The sequence below is a fragment of the Roseateles chitinivorans genome (genome assembly GCF_050632145.1).
Taxonomy (GTDB): Bacteria; Pseudomonadota; Gammaproteobacteria; order Burkholderiales; family Burkholderiaceae_C; genus Roseateles; species Roseateles chitinivorans_B.
Window position 1 is genome coordinate 3,953,934 of sequence record NZ_CP192577.1, and the last position, 16,977, is coordinate 3,970,910.

The window sequence follows — 16,977 nt, forward strand, 5'->3', positions numbered from 1 at the left end:
CGACGACGTCATCAGAACTTGCGCGACACCGACACCACGACGGTGTTGTTGTCCTGGCGCTTCCAGCCGTCGCCGTCGGGGATCATGAAGAGCTCCGGCCGATGGGTGCTGGTGGCGACCCACTCGGCGGTGAAGTTGAGGCCCCAGCGCACGTGGGTGACGCCGATCGAGTAGTCGCTGAAGTCCGCCTCCTTGAAGTGGCGGATCTTCTGCGTGCCCGCATGCAGGTTGAGCGTGGTGGTGGGCGTCAGCGGATGGCGGTAGGTCAGGTCGTACAGCAGGCTGCCGCGCGAGTTCTGGTCGCCGCGCGCATAACACTCGAGCGCCGGCGTGGGGTCGACGCCGGCGACGAGGATCTGGCCGCACACGCCGCCGGTGTCCGCGCCGCGGTAGGTGCGCGAGAGCACGTTGAGGATGCGACCTTCGAGCTTGCCCCAGCCGATCTCCAGCACGGCGTAGGCGGTGTCGTAGCGGGTGCGGCGGAAGTCCACCGGCACGCCGGCCTCCATGTCGATGCCGTGGGGCGCGTCGAACTTCGCGCCGGGGAAGAACTCCTTGGCCAGGCCGACGCCGAAGTGCCAGCCGTCGGGATCGCCGAAGCGGTAGCCGGTGCCGAGCAGCAGGTTGAAGCCGTCGCCGTCGGTGAACGCCTTCTTGCTGACGGTGGACAGCTGCGCCAGGCCGATGATCCCGGACTCGTGCGCGAGCTGCACGCCCAGTTGCAGCGAGGGCTTGCGGCCGGAGTCCGACACGCCGCGGTTGCGCAGGTCGGACAGCAGCTTCACTTCGGTCTCGATGCCCATCGTGGCGGTGCCGGACTCGTCGGCGTGAGCCGCCAAGGGGCAGAGGGCACCGAGGGCGGTCAAGGTCGTCAGCGCGGCGATCTTGTGGTTCATCTCTTGTCTCCTCGTTCTGGTGTTCAGGATTTGCAGACCGGCGTGGCAGGCAGCTCCGCCACGCGCTTCATCTGCTCGGTCTGGCCGAGGATCTCGGTCCCGATGTAGGCGCGGATGTAGAGGTCGCCGCCCTTCACGCGCAGCGCGCCCTTGTATTTCTTCTTGTCGCGTGGGTCGTAGACCCAGCCGTCGCGCCAGGCCTCGTTCTCGTAGCGGTCCAGCTGTGCGATCTGGATGCCGCAGGTGTCGTTGGCCTTGCCCGCGTCCTTGTCCCAGACGATGCGGCCGCACAGCGCGGCCGGCTTGTCGTCGCAGGGTTTGAACTCGATGACGGCGCCGCCGTCCGCGCTCAGCCATCGGCCCTTGGCGTCGTCCGGGCCGATGGCCATCGCCAGGCCGGGGATGAATGCCGTGAACAGCGTGACGCAAAGCGCGGCGATCACGGTTCGTCGAGAAAGGGCGGGTCGAGCTGCCATCGCGTCCTCTCCGGAGGGGCCTGCCCTCGCGTCAATTGGATAGTGATGGCTATGGTATAGCGATGACTATCGAATTGGATTTGCGGAGAAACCCTGTCGGAGCAAGAAGGGCGCTGCTGCCTTCGGAAAGGGCGGCGGTGTCAGTCCACCGCGTGCCGAGAGGGCGAGCGCGTCAGCGGCAGCGCGAGGATCGCCAGCCCGGCGAACGCGGCGGCCACGAAGGGCACCGGCGCGACCTCGTCGCCGGTGACGACCAGCGAGGCCATCAGCGGCCCGAACGCGCTGCCAAAGAGCTGGGCGGCCGGCACCAGCGAGGCGACGCGCCCGCTGCCGTCGACGCGGAAGGCGAGCGCCATCTGGAAGGGCAGCATGAACAGCCAGGTGAAGGTGAACAGGCCGCAGAGGACGGCGAAGGCGACGGTGCCGCCCTGGGCGGTCCTCGCGATGGCGAGCGCGCTGAACCCGAGCACGACCGCGCACCCCAGCAGCACGGGACGCACCGGCAGGCGGCGCACGAGCCAGGTGCCGACGCTGCCGCCGACGACCTGCATGCCGAGGCCGGCGGCGATCAGCGTCTGGACGGCCAGCGGCGAGAAGCCGGCGCGCGTGCCCAGCGGCTCGGCATAGGCCCACAGCGCGCCCAGGGTGGCGAGCTGCAGGAAGACGAGCAGCAGCGTGCCGACGCGGTACCGGGTCCAGGTCATGCCGATGCCGGCCTGGCTCACGGTGGGCGTGAGCGGGCCGAGCGGCCGTGCGAAGAGGAGGGCGAGCAGGGCGGCCGCGCCGCAGAGTCCGGCCAGCACGGCGAAGCCGCCCGGCCATCCGGACACGGGGAGGACCAGGTGCGCCAGCGCGAGGCCGAGCATCGACTGCGCCAGCGTCTGCACGACGAAGAACAGGCCGGCGAGGCGCTCGGGCACGGCGGCCCGGACGATGACGGCGGTGGTGCTCCAGACCATCAGGCCTTCGGCGACGCCGGCCCCGGCACGCACGAGCCCCAGGGCCAGATCACCGGTGACGCGCATGGTCACGAGGTTCAGCGCCGCCGCGGCGAGGGCGGCCAGGACGGTGACGGATCGCAGCGAGCGCACCGGCAGCGCCAGGTCGCCGATCAGGACGCCCAGGCCCAGGGCCACGATCTCTCCCATCGCCACCAGGCCGACGCCCTCCAGCGTGACATGACCGGCTTCGAGCAGGGCGCCCAGCAGCAGCGGCTGCAGGCCGAGCATCAGCAGCGCCACCGAGCCGACGGCGATCGCCAGGGCCTGCGCGCCACGGCGGCGCGTCGAGGTGGGAGCCGGAACCGCGAAAGGAAGTGTGCTCATCTCGGCGCAAACCATGCGTTGGAAGATGAGCGGAGATCTTATAGTCATGGCTATCTTTCCGGCGTGCTCGTCGACACTGGAAGAATCCCGGAGAGCCCAAGCCCGCCACGCCCTCGTCGATACCCGCATCGATGCCCCCATCGATGTTCATGCCGATGCCCACGCCGATGCCCACGCCTATGACTGCTTCGCGCCGCAAGATCCCCGCAGACGTCCCGGCGTCCGCGCTCGTCCTCGCACCGGCGATCGCGCCCGGGGCGGAGGGGCGCACGGTGTCGACTCCGAGACCGGCCCCGATGCCGTCCCCGATGCCCTGGCGGCACCGGCGCTCGCCGCCAAGAAGCTGCCCGCGCAGCAGCGCGCCACGGAGACCTACGAGCGCATCCTCGAGGCGGCGGCGCAGACCCTGATCGAGGTCGGCGTGGAGCGGCTCTCCACCAACCTCGTCTGCATGCGGGCGGGGCTGTCGCCGCCGGCGCTCTACCGGTACTTCCCGAACAAGTACGCGCTGCTGTTCGAGCTCGGGCAGCGCCTGATGCAGCGCCAGAACGAGTGCGTCGCGAAGTGGATGTCGGTGGAGGTGGTGCAGCGCGGCGTGCCGGCGCTGGAGGAGGCGCTGGCGGGACTGCTGCTGGACACCTACGCGGCCACGCGCGACACGCCGGCGGGCGTGTGGATCATGCGGGCGATGCGGGCCGTGCCCGCGCTGCAGGAGGTGCGCCTGGCGTCGCACGCGGCGGTCACGGAGGCGCAGACGCGGCTGCTGGTGAAGGCGCTGCCGGGCGCGAAGCGCGCGGAGCTCAAGCTCGCGAGCCGCATCGTCGTGGAGCTGATCTACGCGACGGTGGAGATGCTCTTCGACGAGAGCCTCAAGCCCAAGGAGGTCGCGCGCATCACGGCCGGGATGATGGCGAGCCACCTGGCGAAGGTGATGCACTGACGGCCTCGACGACCGATGCGAAGACCGATGATTCGAAGACCGATGCGATGGTCGACGCGTCGGTCGATGTGACGGGGCTCTGGCTGCCCGCCGCCCCTCAGTACCCGTGGATCAGCTTGTAGGCGAGTTCGGGATCGAAGATCCCCGCCTTGGCGGCACTCGTGCCGCACTGGCCATCGGAGAGCCCGGGGTTCTTTAGCCACAGGCGCATCTCGGGGGACTCGCCGGCGGGCGAGATCGAAGGCGCCACGCCGATCTTCCGCGCGGACGGGTTGCACCAGTTGCCCTCATAGACGGGCGGCGGGCCGTTCCCGTTGCGGCTGGTGTCGACGACGAAGGTCTTCGTCCCGAAGCCGCGCTTGGCGAGTTCGGCCGCGACGGCCTTGCCATAGGTGGTTTCGGTCTGCGTCGTCTTGAAGTTGGAAACGTTGAGCGAGAAGCCGCGCGCGTCCTTGATGCCGGCCTGGCCCAGCAGATCCGCGGCCTGTGCCGCCGACAGCCAGCTGCTGTGGCCGATGTCGAGGTAGACCTTGCTCAGCGGCGATTTCTTCTTGAACTGCTCGGTGGCATAGGCCAGCAGCGACAGGCGGGTGGCCTTGAGGCTCTCGCACTTCGTGCCGCCCAGGTCCGCGAGCGCATCGGGCTCAAGCACGATGACGGCCGAGCGCGTCGCGCCCACGGCGGAGGCGAAGGTCGAGATCCAGTCGCGATAGGCGGCGGCCGACGCCGCGCCGCCGCTGCTCTCTTCCCCGCCGCAATCGCGATTCGGGATGTTGTAGGCGACGAGGACGGGTGTGCGTCCCGCGGCGGTGGCGCGGCCGACGTAGCCCGCGACGTCCGCGCCGATGTCCGTCGTCCAGTCGCCGAACCAGCGCGCGCCCGGTTGATTGGCGATGCGGTCGCGGATGTCGTTCACGCGACCGTCGGACGGATGGGCCTTCACCCACTTCTGGGCTTCTGAATTCGGGTCGCCGTAGAAATCGGCGGCGTGGGCGATGCCGGTGACGGCGAGGAGCAGGGCAGGAAGGATTCGCAAGACAGTCTTTCTCATCAGCGGCAGACCTCGTCGATCCATTCGCGGGAACCGGGCTTGAGCGGGACCAGCCGTTGGCCCTGCGCGCCGTCGGAGGCGAGGCAGAACTTGGCCCCGTAGCCATGCGTCGGATCGGACGGATCGGAGGGCCGGCCGTTCAGGAAGACCAGATAGACGCGGTCTGGCAGCAGCGGGGCCGGTGGCGTGCTGACTTCAGCGCCGGGGGCACCTGGCCATAGGCGATGCAGCTCGCGTTCGACATCGGCGCGCCCTGCGCGGGATCGATGCCCAGCGACCAGACCTTGGTCACCGGCTTGGACGACGCATCGGAGACGATCACTGCCTGCAGTCTCACGCCGGGATCGCGCTTCGCTTCCTTCGCCGTGAGCGTGAAACAGGGCTTTCCGCCTTCCATGCGGACCTCGGCCTCGCCGCGGCGGGACGTGGCGCAGGCTGAGCAGATCCAGGCGGACAGCGCGAGCAGCAGCAGTGGCTTCATCGACTTCATGGACGTCATGGGCGTGCTCGACTCAGGGCAGGTTGGCCTTGTCGGCGGGATTGGCGATGAAGGATTTGAGCACCTCTTCGAAAAGGGGCAGGTTCTTCGCGTACTGCCTCTGGCTCATGGCATCGGGCGAACTGAGGTGCTTGAGCGCGAAGTAGTCCGCGAGCAGGTCGCCCTGGGACTCCATGTTGTAGTCACCGAGGGTCTGGCCGGCCTTCAGCTCGTACTTGTAGGACAGGCCGATCCGGATCGCGCCGCGCAGGCGCACCCAATAGCCGAGCTGGTGTTGCCACACATGGACCATCTCGTGCATGAACCAGTGCTTGTCGCCGTCCTCGCCCTGGGAGAAGTCTTCCTTGAAGTAGGCCTTGTTGAAGTACATCTCGCCGTTGGGCGTCATGGCGGTGTCGTCGGGCTGCAGGCCGAAGGGCAGGTACTCGTCCTTGTGGACCTTGATGACGGTGTAGTCGAGCGCGTCCTTGAAGAGCAGGCGGGCCATCGCGATCTCGCCGGTGGTGAGCCCGCGCTCGCCGCCGTCGGCTGTGGCGATGGGCTTGCGCGGCGCGGGGACGGACGGGGCGTGGGCGGGCGGTGTGAAGTCCGCGGCCACCAGCAGCCAGTTGTCGCCGGCGGAGGCGTCGAGGCCGATCGGGCCGGGGCGGGGCGAGTCGCCGAGCCAGGTCGTGCCCGGATCGGACATCAGCCGGGCGGTGTCGAGCCCGATGGGGCCGGGAACGCAAGCACGTGCCATGGGAAGCTCCCTGCAGGGGCGCCGCGGAGAAGTCCGGCGGCGAGCGGCCCATGTTGCCGGCTTGGTGGGGTGGGTGCAAATGACTCTTGGCCGGTCGTCCCGAGGGTGGGGGACGTCAGCGGCAGAGGCAAACGGACGGGACGCCTCTCCCGGCGGTGTCCTCGCGCCGCGAGCGTGGGGTCGGGCGTCCAGGTGCCGTGCCGCGGCCGACACTGCTGCGCGCAGGCGGCTTGCTGCGCTTCGGGGGTGGGGCGTATGGCGATCAGCAGCACGGTGAAGCCGATCACCGCCGACGCGATCAGCCATGCGGTGATCCGCTTCGTCTGCTCCGATGGCATTGCCTCTCCTCTGTCAGGGGCAGTCTGGAGTATCGCCGTGCCGCGACGCACCCTGGGTCTGCATCAGAATGCGGTGAGCACTCGAGGCCACCTACGATACCTGCTCTGCAAGTCCTCATGGTTGCCGCGAGAGCCAAGCCACTGCGTGGCGGAGGCAACGCTCACGGGACCGTGATCGGGGTGCTTGAATGAGCAAAGTCCGTCGGCGTTCGGCATAGAGCCACTGGGAGAACAAGAGAGATCATGGCGCTGTCGCTCAAGAAAATCCTCGCCTTCATGCCCGGCGGCTTTCTGGTCACCCTTTCGGATGTGGAGATCGACATCGAGGACCAGAACCAGTTGCGATTGAATGCGGACGGATGGCTTGTAGATTTCGACAAACGATCGCAGCGGGTCTCCTACGCCGGGAGGCTGCTGACGGTGTTCTCTGCTGTTGAATGCATTGACATCCAGCACTTCGTGAACGGGAAGAGGTTCGAATGGTGGGTCTTGTGCCTGAGGCTGAACGGCGGCAGGACGCGTTCGATCGGGCGCTCCATCGACGGCGCGCAGATCTCAATCGTGGCCGCCCGTGCGGCGACTGCAATGGGAAAGAAGGTTTGCGTTACGCAACGAGTGGGCGTGCTTTGAGCGCTGGGCAATGGGTCGATTGAGGTCGCGACTGGGTGTCATTGTTCAGTAGTCCTCCGTGGCCCGAACACAGCGTTTGCGATCGTTGTGGAGCGGCCGGCGGCTTCAGGCTGAACTGAGACATTCGCATGTCAGTGCCTGAACGGCAGCATCCACGAAGACTGGCCGTTGGGTGCCCTGGTTGGGTCCGGCGGCTTCATACCCGGAAGTGATCGCTCTATCCCAAGGCACAGGACGCTTACCGGGCAATGCTTGGCGTAGGGCGAACGCCTGCAACACCGCAGTCCAACCGTACCCTCGGCGACTTAGAACCCGCGCACCGCCGGTCGAGAGGGTAGACGGCACTCGCGTCGAGCTCGGTGCGCAACTCGCGCCCAGTGGTCTCACTTCAGTCGGCAGAGCCTGCGATACAGGGGATCGCAGGCGTAGATGACCGCCCATGAGTGCAACATGGCTGCAAGCAAGAACGGCCCGGAGGCGAGCTTCCAGAGCCAGCGCTTGAAGCTCGTCGGCGGGAGCTTGTGAACCAGGAACACCGCGAGCAGGTAGAGCAACAGCCATCGAAGCACATGCCCCGTCGCTCCGCTTGCAGGTCCAACAAATGCGGCGGTCCCAGCAAGGACAAGTGCGGCCAAGTACAAAGTAGCCAACACGAAGCGCTGACCAGCGGCGCCGAAACCAAGCTTCGCCGCGACCAACCTCGGCAGGCGCATAGCCCGATATCTGGCCGCACCAAGCACCGTGGCCAAGTCGCCGTCCTGCTCGAACTTCTCTAGCTTCGGAATTAGCTTTCCAAATCTCCAGTTCTGCGCCGGCTCCGCTGAGGGGTTAGCTCCGTCGTCCAGGGAATGGCTCGCCTGCAGATACCCGTCAGCCATCAGACTGAGCGCTTCAGCCTCCGAGTAGCAGTCAAGATCCGTTCGCATGCTGGCAAGCAGCCTTTGACATTCCGAATCGACGCCAAATTCAGTGGTACGCCGGAGCGACCGCGTCAGGTCGGCAAGGCGCTCATCGAGATCAAATGCACCATGCGGCGAGGGATCAGTAAGCCCCCGAGTCAGGTGCAGCGCCGTGAATTTGATGGTGGGCTGGGCAGCTGCGAGTCTGTGAGCCATGCTGTACGACTGTTCACGTATCCGCTCCATCAAGACGTCCGTCGAGTGGGTCATGACCTCAATATTGGCGACTTCTGGAAATGCCTGGAACTTCAACTGGCCAGCAGCGTCGCTTGCAAGAATCCAGTTGCAGCCATTCGAGAACAATGGATTGAATCCTTGGTTGTCGCACACGCCGCCATCAGCGAGTGCGAGCAAGGCCTCCTGGCCGGTCCTCCGGAACAGGATTGGTGCGAGGAGGCCGGGCACACTGGCAGATGCGGCCACGATCCTTGAGATCCTGAAGCTCTCTGGTCTCATGTCACCGCCAGCACTGATGTCCCCGTAGCGCCGCCACCGCAAGGTAGGCCGGCTGGAGATCTCCCTTCTCAGCTCATTGACCGGCTCACCATTCCCGCTTGTGGAAAAGATGTATCCGCCACCCGTGTTGAGTGCCGTCGTATTGATGAAGAGCTCGGGACATTTGGATCTTCTGGCCCCATTCCGCTTGGAGTCCACCTCAAATCTAGCCGGCTCCCCAAGGGGCGCCTGCATGAGGTCCCAGGGCGTGAGGGGCCAGATGGTCTCGCTCTTCCCCAGGTTCTCTCTGAATGCCAGCCCGGTTGGTTGAGAGTAGTTGAGACCGGCAACCCGCAGTGCCTTCAGTTTCGCCTCGTCAACGCCGCGATACTTAGGATTCGATCTGACGAGAGGGGCGAACAGGTGATCGTCAAGCAGATCAGCGATTCGCTCGCTGAACGTGTAGTTGGGCGACGACCACATGCGCCAGATCGCACGTGGGCTTCTAAACGCGGCCGCCCTCAGGTTCATCCCGGTCACGCGAATGAAGACGTCGACAAGATCGGCGACCAATGTCCGGTAGTCATCAACTGTGATTTCCAGATCATGCTTGGTGGTGTGCAGGGCCTTCAAGCGAACTGCATACGCTGCGCCTGCGATCGCACCGCCGGAGACGCAAGACAACATATCCACCCGACGCAGCAGGTCTCGGTCAGCCAGCGCCGCAAGTACCCCAAGATGGAAGCATGCTGCACGAAACCCGCCGCCGGACAACGCCAAGCCGCGACGCGTGTAAGGCACCAGCAGATCGTCGATCGCCCCAGACAGGGTCGCTGGATCAACGACCAACTCTGGCGGTCGGCGCGCGTCGGCCTTGGCTTCCAACTCCTCCAACCGTCTCTGCTCTTCGGCGGTGCGCTCGCCTTTCGCCAGCAGTTCGAGCGTCTCCTGCATCATTCTTATGGTCTCGATCTGATCGAACTGTCGCAGGTGAGCGTATGTCACACGCCTGCGAAGCTCCATTTCTCGCAGCACACACAGGACCGCACGCAGTGAAGGATCAACAGCCCGATCTCGTGCCACGTGCGCCCGTGCGATCACTAGGAGGGTCTGAAACAGTTCCTGAACGCCGTCGTCTTTGTCCAGAAAACCAGACGCGGTGATCGGCGTCTCACGGTACAGCTCCAGCCACTCCGAAAGCACCTCGGAGCTTTGAAACACCGCAGCGCGCACCAAGGGCAGGATGTTCTCCATAGCTTCTTCTGCCGCTCCATCCTCATCATTAGCGGTGTGCTCGACGGTGCGCGCATTCGCTACGCCAATCCGGAAGCAGTCCAACGCCCTCTGAACTCCGCCTTCCCAGGCGTCCCCTTCCGCTGACCCCCGCAAAGGCGCCTCGAGCCTGAGGGTGAGATCGCAGAACTGCCTTAGCAGCGCATGGAATTCGGAGATGGATCGGCAAAAAGGTGCCAGCCCAAGAGCCGCCTCGCGACCGACGTCCGCCAACAGGTTCCGATAGTCTGCGTCCTCTTGGCCAGCAAGTTCGTCACTCAGGCGATACGCCAGTTCTGCGAGCCACATCAAGTGCGTTGTTGAGGTCGGCAGAGATGGGTCGAACGAAGCTTCCGCTAGCTGGTTGAAGGCAGTGGCCAGTCGCGTGCGACGCGAGACCGTTTCGTTAAGACAGTAACAGATCGCCATCCGCACCTGCCTCAAGTGCTCACGCGCCATGCCCATCTGCGTCGGCTCTAGCGCGTTCTGTGATTGAGCCTCCAACATCAGCACGACCAGGAGCTCCTGGGGTGCGAAGACAGAACCGGGTATGGGTGGCTCGCTCAGCACCCGCTGCATGAACGCTCGGTCCAACGGATCGCTCTCACCCCACATCGCATCCGCGAGGATCGGGTATTCGTGTTCCTCAAGACTGTGGCGGAGATACCTGCCGAACAGCTCGGTCAAGTGTTCTACTGATACGCCTGCCGGAGGCGTCTGCTCCTTGTCCATCACATTCTCCCTGCACGTTTTCTCATCAGGAATTTTTTGTCGCTCTGATGCCACTGAGTCCAGACCCGGCCAAGCCCGATCAACACCTTCCAAGCAGCGGTCATCCTGACCCCGATAGAGTTGATTCAGGGGAGGTTGGCTGAAGTCAGCGCTAGGCTGAGAGCGGAAGTTCACCGACGTCTGCTTCGCAGCATCTCCCTACAGCGTCGAAGTTGGGCATCATATGCACCATGGACCGTACCCCCTACCACCTTCCATTCACCCAGAACCGCGTTCCAAAGTGGCGCTGCCCGAAGTGCTCAGTCGGTCACCTAGCGCTTTTGCCAACGACATTCGTGCACAAGGAAACGTCCGAGAGCCGGCGGGATCACGCGCATGACGCCTGGGAACCAGATTGGATCAGGTACGTCTTCTCTTGCGTCTTTGAGTGCACTGATGCCGACTGTAAGGAGTTGATTTCCTGTTGCGGAGAGGGCCGTGTGGAGTTCTTCGAATATGAAGATGAAGAGCACGGATGGGCGCAATCGTCGGACGACCAATTCACGCCAAAGTACTTCAGCCCCGCATTGGTCTTGATGGATATCCCGATCAAATGTCCGGATGAGGCCACAGCTCATTTGATGGAGTCTTTTGCGATCTTCTTTGCGGATCCTGGCGCAGCGCTGAACTGCACGCGCGCAGCGGTGGAGGCGGTCTTAACAGACCTCGGAATTAAGAGGTTTGTCGTTGTGAAAGGCAAGAGGAAGCCCGTGAACTTGCATCAGCGAATCCAACTACTTCCTCCCAAGCACGCCGAGCTGAAGGACATGCTACTTGCGGTTAAGTGGCTAGGAAACGCAGGGAGTCATGATGGAGAAAAGCCTAACTCAGGTGATGTTCGCACCACATATGACCTTCTGGAGCACGCCCTCTCTGAGATTTACGAAGCCAAAGCCAAAAAGCTCAAGGCCATTGCGAAGAGAGTGAATAAGAAGAAGGGGCCACTAAAGTGATGCCTGACCGTTTTGAGCTGCCGCTCGCGGCTCAGTTATAGCGTCCAATCTCCGCTATCGGACCTCGAGTTCGGCAACGCGAAGGACAGCTTCCGCTGCAGAGCGGTCGTCGGCTTCAGACTGAAGCCGCTCACCGGCTGCCCAAGGCTCCGTCAGACTTCGATCACCATCGGCCATCCCGAAAGCTTCAACGGACCATTTGCGCTCCTACCTGAGAGCAAACGCCACCTCGGAGCACATTGCGAGCCGCGAGCTACTGGTGAGACCAATCGTGGACGGTCATGCAGACGATGGTCTGCTCGGGATCATCTTCTAGCGGGCAGCAGCTTCCGCCGAAGGAGATGCCACAGGCCAATTGCGCCTCGGGGTAGTTCATCTCGTCGCCTTCGTCGTAATCAAGCGGATGCTGCTCTTGAAGATCTTTCATGGGGGTTCCGATCCCATGCTTGCCCAGGTAGGTCCCAAGGTACTTACCGGAGAGCGAGATGCAGTACAGCCTGCCTCGCGCGTTGAATGCGAGCGTCACATGCTCACCGAAGAACACCTGCCTGATCTGATCGTCCGCGTCCACAACGACAAACGTGTTGCCGGTTGCCAGCTGAGCATTGATCGGACGCGGAAGGTCGGGTGATCTGACCGCCGTCGTCAGCAGTGGCTCGATGTCGCCGACATTCATTCCAAGCTGAAAACCGGCTGCCGATTGTCCGGAAATGATCGGGGCGTTTAGTTCAAGATGGGCCATGACTCGATTGTGGCGAACGGCATCGACAAGCCCCTTGTCGTCTGCCTCGTGAGAAGGTCCGATTCCGCCGAGTTGCCGTCGCGGCGTCGAGCTGAAAGCGGAACTCCGAAGAGTGTCGGAACTAGGCGTCGGAGGATGCTTCTGCCCTGGATCGCCACCCGCGCTTCTCGATGGTCCGCACATTCGGCTCCGGCAGAAGAGATCGCAGGTACGTCGCCAGCAACGGGAGTTCGTTGTCATCCGGACTGCCGAGGAACTCACTGACGGTCACCAGGTTCCCGTAGCTTCTTGCGTACTTGGAGGGCGTGTCATCCACGGCAATGATGGCGCTCATTGCGTAGCCTTGCCGCTTGAGCTTGCTCAGATTCTTGATGGTCGTGTAGTTCCCGGTCGTCCAATCTCGCGCCGTGGTGCAGCGCTGACTCGACCACACGAATTTCAGGTCGCCAGGCTCGAAGAGTCTTTCAAGCACTGCTGCAGCGTAAACCTCCCCGGATGCAGTCCACACGGCCACATCGAAATCCTCCAGAACTGTCTTCAGGAACGCAGACAGATGCGGCCGCCGGTACACGAAGTACGGGCCGACACGGAAATCCTCAGGATGCGCAAGCTCAATCTCCGTTGCGTGAATGAGCGTCTCGTCGAGGTCAAGAACCAGAAGCTTTCGCGGCGACATGGATGCGTACGAGTGTGATTCGGGGGGACGAGCATTCGGCTTGTGCGAGCCTATCAGCTTCCGGATGTTCGATGTCCCGACGGTTCCGCGTGGAGTGCGCAAGGAATTGAATGACGCGGCCATTGCTGGCCGCTGTCTCATTCCCCTGAGCGAAGCCTCTCACTTGAGCGGCACTCTCACCGGCGGCGTCAGCGTGGTGGTCTGCCCGGTTGTCCAGAAGGCGTACTCCGTTCCGGACGCACCGGCGCCCGGCCCGGTGACTTCGCCGCGGCTCAGGACGCAATTGCCCTTACCGGACCATGTGAGCAGCCTGCGCAGCGAATCGACAGGACGATTCCACACGAACCCGCCGACATCGTTCTTGATCTTGTCATGCAGGTGCGCGAAGCACTGGTCTGCCTTGACCTCGGTCTTCACGACGACACCTGCCGGGGTGGCGTATTCCTCGGCGAGATCCCTGTTCAACGTCGTGTAAAACGCCCTACCCAGTTCAGTGTCGCTGACCGACACGTCGTAGCCTCTCTTCCAGATCGAGTCGGCGCCCGCCTTCGACGTGCCGTGATACAGCACCGTGCCCTTCGGGATCGTTCCGAAGGTGACGGAGAAGCCCTTGTCCAGCATGTTCGACAGCAGCTTCGGCGAGTTCTGCATCACCGCAGGCCACGGATAAGCAACCCGCTCCAGGACGGTCCTGCCGTCCATGGCCACCACATCGGACACATGCAGACCGGGCACATTGAACAGATAGGCCAGGACAGGCACGCCGATGTTCAGCATGCCCGGTGCGGTCGGCGTTGCCACACTCAAGGCCTCGGCGTCCCCGGTGCAGTTGGTGAAGAAATCATCGGTGCCGGAGAAGACGCCGTTGAAGGCGGATTGCCCCTTGAAGCTGGTGGCGCCGATCCTCAGCTCGCAGCCGGAGTCCTTCTTGCCGCTGATCTTGTACTTCGGCACACCGCCGGCCCCGGCGGCTTGCGGCGTGATGGTCGGCGTCCAGCCTGTGGCGGCGTGGGCGACGGCCGCCAGCCAGAGTGAGCCGGAGACAAGCAGGGTTCGTGTGGCGTTCATGACGATTCCTTTTGAGTTCAGAGAAGGGATGGCAGGTGTGGACAACCCTGCACAGACGCTTGTGCCTGCTCGTGCCTCGATGAGGGCACGCAGGTGCGAACTCAATGTAGGTAGCGCTCTCCGGCCGAACCATTACGGGCGATTACGCGCAAGCAGGCTTGGCTCACTCGCGCAGCCGTGGCCTTCAACCGGCAATTCATGGACTGCGGTGTTTCAAAGGCGCCGTGCGGTTCCGGCTTCAATGCAGGCAATGACTGGCCTGCCTGCATCAGCCCACGGCGACCTGCTCAAGCCCGCGTCGCAGCGCCGACGGTGACGCCGCAGCTCTTCACGGAGTGCCAGGTCTTGCGGGGCGATGGCGTACCAGATCACCCGTCCGATGGAACTGCCCCGCGCATGTGATGCACGGGGAACTTCGATGCGCGCATGTGCCCGCTGGAGTGCTCAGAACTTGAAGTTCCCATCAGACCGCGCCTGCGAGCCGCTCGCGCAGCTCGTGAACTCGCGATTGCCGCTGCTGGTGGCCTGGTTGCTTTCCCAGACGGCGGCCGAGCCGTTCCACTTCACGTACTTGTACTGGATGGCCGTGCCGGCGGGCAGGCTGACGGTGCCCGTCCACGGCACATTGGCGCCCGAGCCCTGGATGGTCAGCGCGAAGCCGGAGCCCGGCGCCCAGGCGCCCAATCCGGTCACGCTGCCCACCACGCGCAGGTTCTGGCCGACGACCGTGCTGGCATTCGCGATCGTGAAGGTCACGGCGCAGCTGCCTGTACCGCCGCCGCTGACCTTCTGTCCCGTGTAGATCGCCACGGCGGGCGTGCCGCCGCTGGTGTTGGCGGGCACCGTGAAGCTCGCGTTGCCGCCAGCGTCCACGGTCACCGAATCGGCCGTGCAGCCGGTGCCCGCGGCGTTCCTGGTCCCGTTGATGACGTTGCAGTAGGTGCCGGCGGACAGGCCGGTGGCGAAGCTGCGGGTCCAGGCGCTGCCGCTGTTGTTCAGCGCGACGAAGCCGACGTTGCCTCGGCTGAAGGCGACCTGGTTGCCGTTGTCGCCGGCGATCCAGTTCTGCTGCGCCTGCCCGATGCTGGCATTGCGGAAGCCCACCATGTTGGCCAGCGGCGTCCAGCGGTGGGCGAAGTCCCACGTCACGTTGATCTGAGGCACGCCGCCGCTGTAGGGGCTGGCCGTGGGGCGGTCGGCGTCGGTGTTGCTGAACTTGAAGCCGGAATACAGCTGCGCCTCGGCATAGCCCTGCGCCAGCATGAAGACGTTGGCCAGCGTGTAGCGCTGGTTGGCGGCGTCGTTGCTGGCCGCGTTGTTGATGTTCAGCGAACTCCCGTTGCGCTCGGTGTCCCAGTTGGTGACGAAGACCGTGGCGTTCTGCGGCTGGAGGAAGCCCCAGCTGCCGCCCCAGTTGCCCCACGTGCCCATGATGCCGGGGAGGCTGGACAGGGTGTTGCCGTTGTAGCCCCGGAACACGTCGCGCATCGCGTACGGGAACTGGAACTCGTTGATCGTGCCGTTGGGGAGGTAGCTGGGCCGGTCCACCTCGCCGTCGTTGATGATCTCCTGCGTGACCCAGATGTCCTCGCCCTGCAGCGTCTTGGGATACGTCGCCTTCACGGCGCTGAGGATGGAAGTCCACGCACCGGCCGGCATGTGCTTGGCCGCGTCGATGCGGAAGCCGTCGATGCCCAGCGCGAGCAGGGCCTTCAGGTAGTTGGCGATCTGGCCTTGCACGTAGCTGCTCTCGGTCGCCAGGTCGGGCAGGCCGCCGAGGCGGCAGTTCTGGACGTTGCTGCGGCCCGCCGGCGAGTTGTAGTCGGCGTCGTTGATGTTGCAGTTGGCGTGGAAGTCGCTGGCGCTGAAGAAGGGGTAGCTCAGCGTCGCGGCGTTCCAGGTCGAGCCGTCGGTGGCGGTGCCGCTGCCGTCGGCCATCTGGTTGACGACGATGTCGGCATAGACGCGCACGCCGGCCGCATGGCAGGCGTTGACCATGCTCTGCAGCTGCGCGGGCGTGCCCATGCGGCTGGTCAGGTTGGTGTAGTTGACGGGCTGGTACACGCCCCACCAGCCGTTGGCGTTCTTGGACGCGCCGGGCGGCGAGATCTGCACGCCGCCGAACCCTTTGGGCCCCAGCCATTGCGTGCATTCGGTGGCGATGTCAGGCCAGGCCCACTCGAACATCTGCACCGACGTGCTGTTCGGATTGAGCGCCTGCGCGGGGTTGCCGAACGCGGCAAGAGCGACGCCGGCGGCGGCCGTCAGGGCGTGGGCGAGCCGGCGGCTCGAGAAGGGCAGCTGGGGCATGTGGTCTCCTGTGTTGATCGACCGCCGCCCTCGTCGTGGGGCGGCTGGTGTCGGCCAATCGACTGCATGCCATGGCCGCTTCTCCACAGCGGAGAAGTGCAGCAACTCTAAGCTTGCATGTGCCGGGGATGCGTAGGAAAACTACTAAGTAGCGCCGTTTGCCTATGTATATGGAGCGGGTGATTTGTTTTTGATTGTAGTTTCGCTACTGAATGGACAGTGGAGCGACCTGCCGATGGCTCATGAGGTCGCCATGCCGTTGAACGGTCGCGTCAAGCGCGTGAATCTGCAACGAAGAGCCCCGATACGTCATCTCGCTTGAACGACGAGCCCGTCGGCTCGTCCAGAAGGTGGAGGACCGAATCGTCCTTCGACAGCACGGCGCCCAGCGTCACGTAGCGGATGTTGGCCGTGTCCTGCATGTACTCGTCCGTCTCGTCGCCGGCCGTGAAACGCCAGCCGCTATCGTTCTCTTCGTCCGGTGCCTCGCGATAGAGGAAGCGGATCGGCTGTCCGTCATGAAGGATTCGGTTCGTCACGAAGGCGCGCTTGATGTACCTGGCTGTGACGTCGTGGGGATCGTGGTGCTCGGTGTTGATGATGTGCCGCGCCTCGAAGCTCACCGGATCACCAGCCTGGAGACCGCGGATGTGAAACGGATCGTTGTCCAGCCGGCCCTCGAAACGCGCGCCGGGGTTGACAGCGTCCACCAGCACCCACATGCGCTCGACATGAACCTCGCTGGCGTCGTCGCCAGGACCGCGGAAGATCAGCTTCACGACTTCGCCGACCGAGACCTTGGAGAGGACTTCCGGCGACGGCTTGTAGAAGGTGTACTTGTGCTCCGCCGCGATGTGGGTGAGATCGTCGAGTTGCCAGTTGAAGCCGACCATGGTC

At 64.3% G+C, this 16,977-nt stretch carries 15 protein-coding genes; 3 read left to right on the forward strand and 12 right to left on the reverse strand.

Annotation, left to right across the window (positions count from 1 at the left end; translation table 11 throughout):
- Positions 1–11 precede the first annotated feature (11 nt).
- From ACQ86G_RS18230 to ACQ86G_RS18240, 3 genes are all read right to left on the reverse strand, one after another.
- A complete protein-coding gene (locus ACQ86G_RS18230; RefSeq protein ID WP_431256636.1) occupies positions 12–896 on the reverse strand; it encodes a TorF family putative porin in 885 nt (294 codons plus the stop codon).
- 23 nt (positions 897–919) lie between these two features.
- On the reverse strand, positions 920–1,372 hold the full coding sequence (locus ACQ86G_RS18235) for a DUF2147 domain-containing protein (protein WP_431256637.1): 453 nt from the start codon (positions 1,370–1,372) through the stop codon (positions 920–922).
- 140 nt (positions 1,373–1,512) lie between these two features.
- Complete coding sequence (locus tag ACQ86G_RS18240) at positions 1,513–2,697, reverse strand: MFS transporter (protein WP_431256638.1); 1,185 nt, start codon at positions 2,695–2,697, stop codon at positions 1,513–1,515.
- Between the two features lie 46 nt (positions 2,698–2,743).
- On the opposite strand from ACQ86G_RS18240, the gene ACQ86G_RS18245 reads away from it, so the two are divergent.
- Positions 2,744–3,637, forward strand: coding sequence for a TetR/AcrR family transcriptional regulator (locus ACQ86G_RS18245; RefSeq protein WP_431256639.1), 894 nt, complete (start codon positions 2,744–2,746; stop codon positions 3,635–3,637).
- 97 nt (positions 3,638–3,734) lie between these two features.
- Here ACQ86G_RS18245 and ACQ86G_RS18250 read toward each other — a convergent pair whose 3' ends face one another.
- The 3 genes from ACQ86G_RS18250 to ACQ86G_RS18260 form a co-directional block, all read right to left on the reverse strand.
- On the reverse strand, positions 3,735–4,673 hold the full coding sequence (locus ACQ86G_RS18250; RefSeq protein WP_431256640.1) for a glycoside hydrolase family 6 protein: 939 nt from the start codon (positions 4,671–4,673) through the stop codon (positions 3,735–3,737).
- Positions 4,674–4,827: 154 nt separating this feature from the next.
- Positions 4,828–5,187, reverse strand: a complete 360-nt coding sequence (locus ACQ86G_RS18255) for a hypothetical protein (RefSeq protein WP_431256641.1) — start codon at positions 5,185–5,187, stop codon at positions 4,828–4,830.
- Positions 5,188–5,200: 13 nt separating this feature from the next.
- Positions 5,201–5,926 (reverse strand): hypothetical protein, encoded by a 726-nt coding sequence (locus tag ACQ86G_RS18260; RefSeq protein WP_431256642.1) that lies wholly within the window; start codon positions 5,924–5,926, stop codon positions 5,201–5,203.
- Between the two features lie 581 nt (positions 5,927–6,507).
- Between ACQ86G_RS18260 and ACQ86G_RS18265 the strand changes: the two genes are divergently transcribed.
- Positions 6,508–6,894 (forward strand): hypothetical protein, encoded by a 387-nt coding sequence (locus ACQ86G_RS18265; RefSeq protein WP_431256643.1) that lies wholly within the window; start codon positions 6,508–6,510, stop codon positions 6,892–6,894.
- Positions 6,895–7,277: 383 nt separating this feature from the next.
- Here the strand turns inward: ACQ86G_RS18265 and ACQ86G_RS18270 are convergent, their stop codons facing one another.
- Positions 7,278–10,292, reverse strand: a complete 3,015-nt coding sequence (locus ACQ86G_RS18270) for a patatin-like phospholipase family protein (RefSeq protein ID WP_431256644.1) — start codon at positions 10,290–10,292, stop codon at positions 7,278–7,280.
- Between the two features lie 479 nt (positions 10,293–10,771).
- Here ACQ86G_RS18270 and ACQ86G_RS18275 point away from each other — a divergent pair, with 479 nt between their 5' ends.
- Complete coding sequence (locus tag ACQ86G_RS18275) at positions 10,772–11,284, forward strand: DUF4145 domain-containing protein (RefSeq protein ID WP_431256645.1); 513 nt, start codon at positions 10,772–10,774, stop codon at positions 11,282–11,284.
- A gap of 253 nt (positions 11,285–11,537) precedes the next feature.
- Here ACQ86G_RS18275 and ACQ86G_RS18280 read toward each other — a convergent pair whose 3' ends face one another.
- The 5 genes from ACQ86G_RS18280 to ACQ86G_RS18300 all read right to left on the reverse strand — a co-directional run bounded on the left by ACQ86G_RS18280 (position 11,538) and on the right by ACQ86G_RS18300 (position 16,973).
- On the reverse strand, positions 11,538–12,026 hold the full coding sequence (locus tag ACQ86G_RS18280) for a hypothetical protein (protein WP_431256646.1): 489 nt from the start codon (positions 12,024–12,026) through the stop codon (positions 11,538–11,540).
- Between the two features lie 121 nt (positions 12,027–12,147).
- Complete coding sequence (locus tag ACQ86G_RS18285; RefSeq protein WP_431256647.1) at positions 12,148–12,702, reverse strand: NIF family HAD-type phosphatase; 555 nt, start codon at positions 12,700–12,702, stop codon at positions 12,148–12,150.
- 159 nt (positions 12,703–12,861) lie between these two features.
- Positions 12,862–13,770, reverse strand: coding sequence for a hypothetical protein (locus ACQ86G_RS18290; RefSeq protein ID WP_431256648.1), 909 nt, complete (start codon positions 13,768–13,770; stop codon positions 12,862–12,864).
- Positions 13,771–14,214: 444 nt separating this feature from the next.
- On the reverse strand, positions 14,215–16,080 hold the full coding sequence (locus tag ACQ86G_RS18295; RefSeq protein WP_431256649.1) for a carbohydrate-binding module family 20 domain-containing protein: 1,866 nt from the start codon (positions 16,078–16,080) through the stop codon (positions 14,215–14,217).
- A gap of 272 nt (positions 16,081–16,352) precedes the next feature.
- Entirely contained in the window at positions 16,353–16,973 is a 621-nt protein-coding gene (locus tag ACQ86G_RS18300; protein WP_431256650.1) for an immunity protein Imm33 domain-containing protein, read from the reverse strand.
- Positions 16,974–16,977 lie beyond the last annotated feature (4 nt).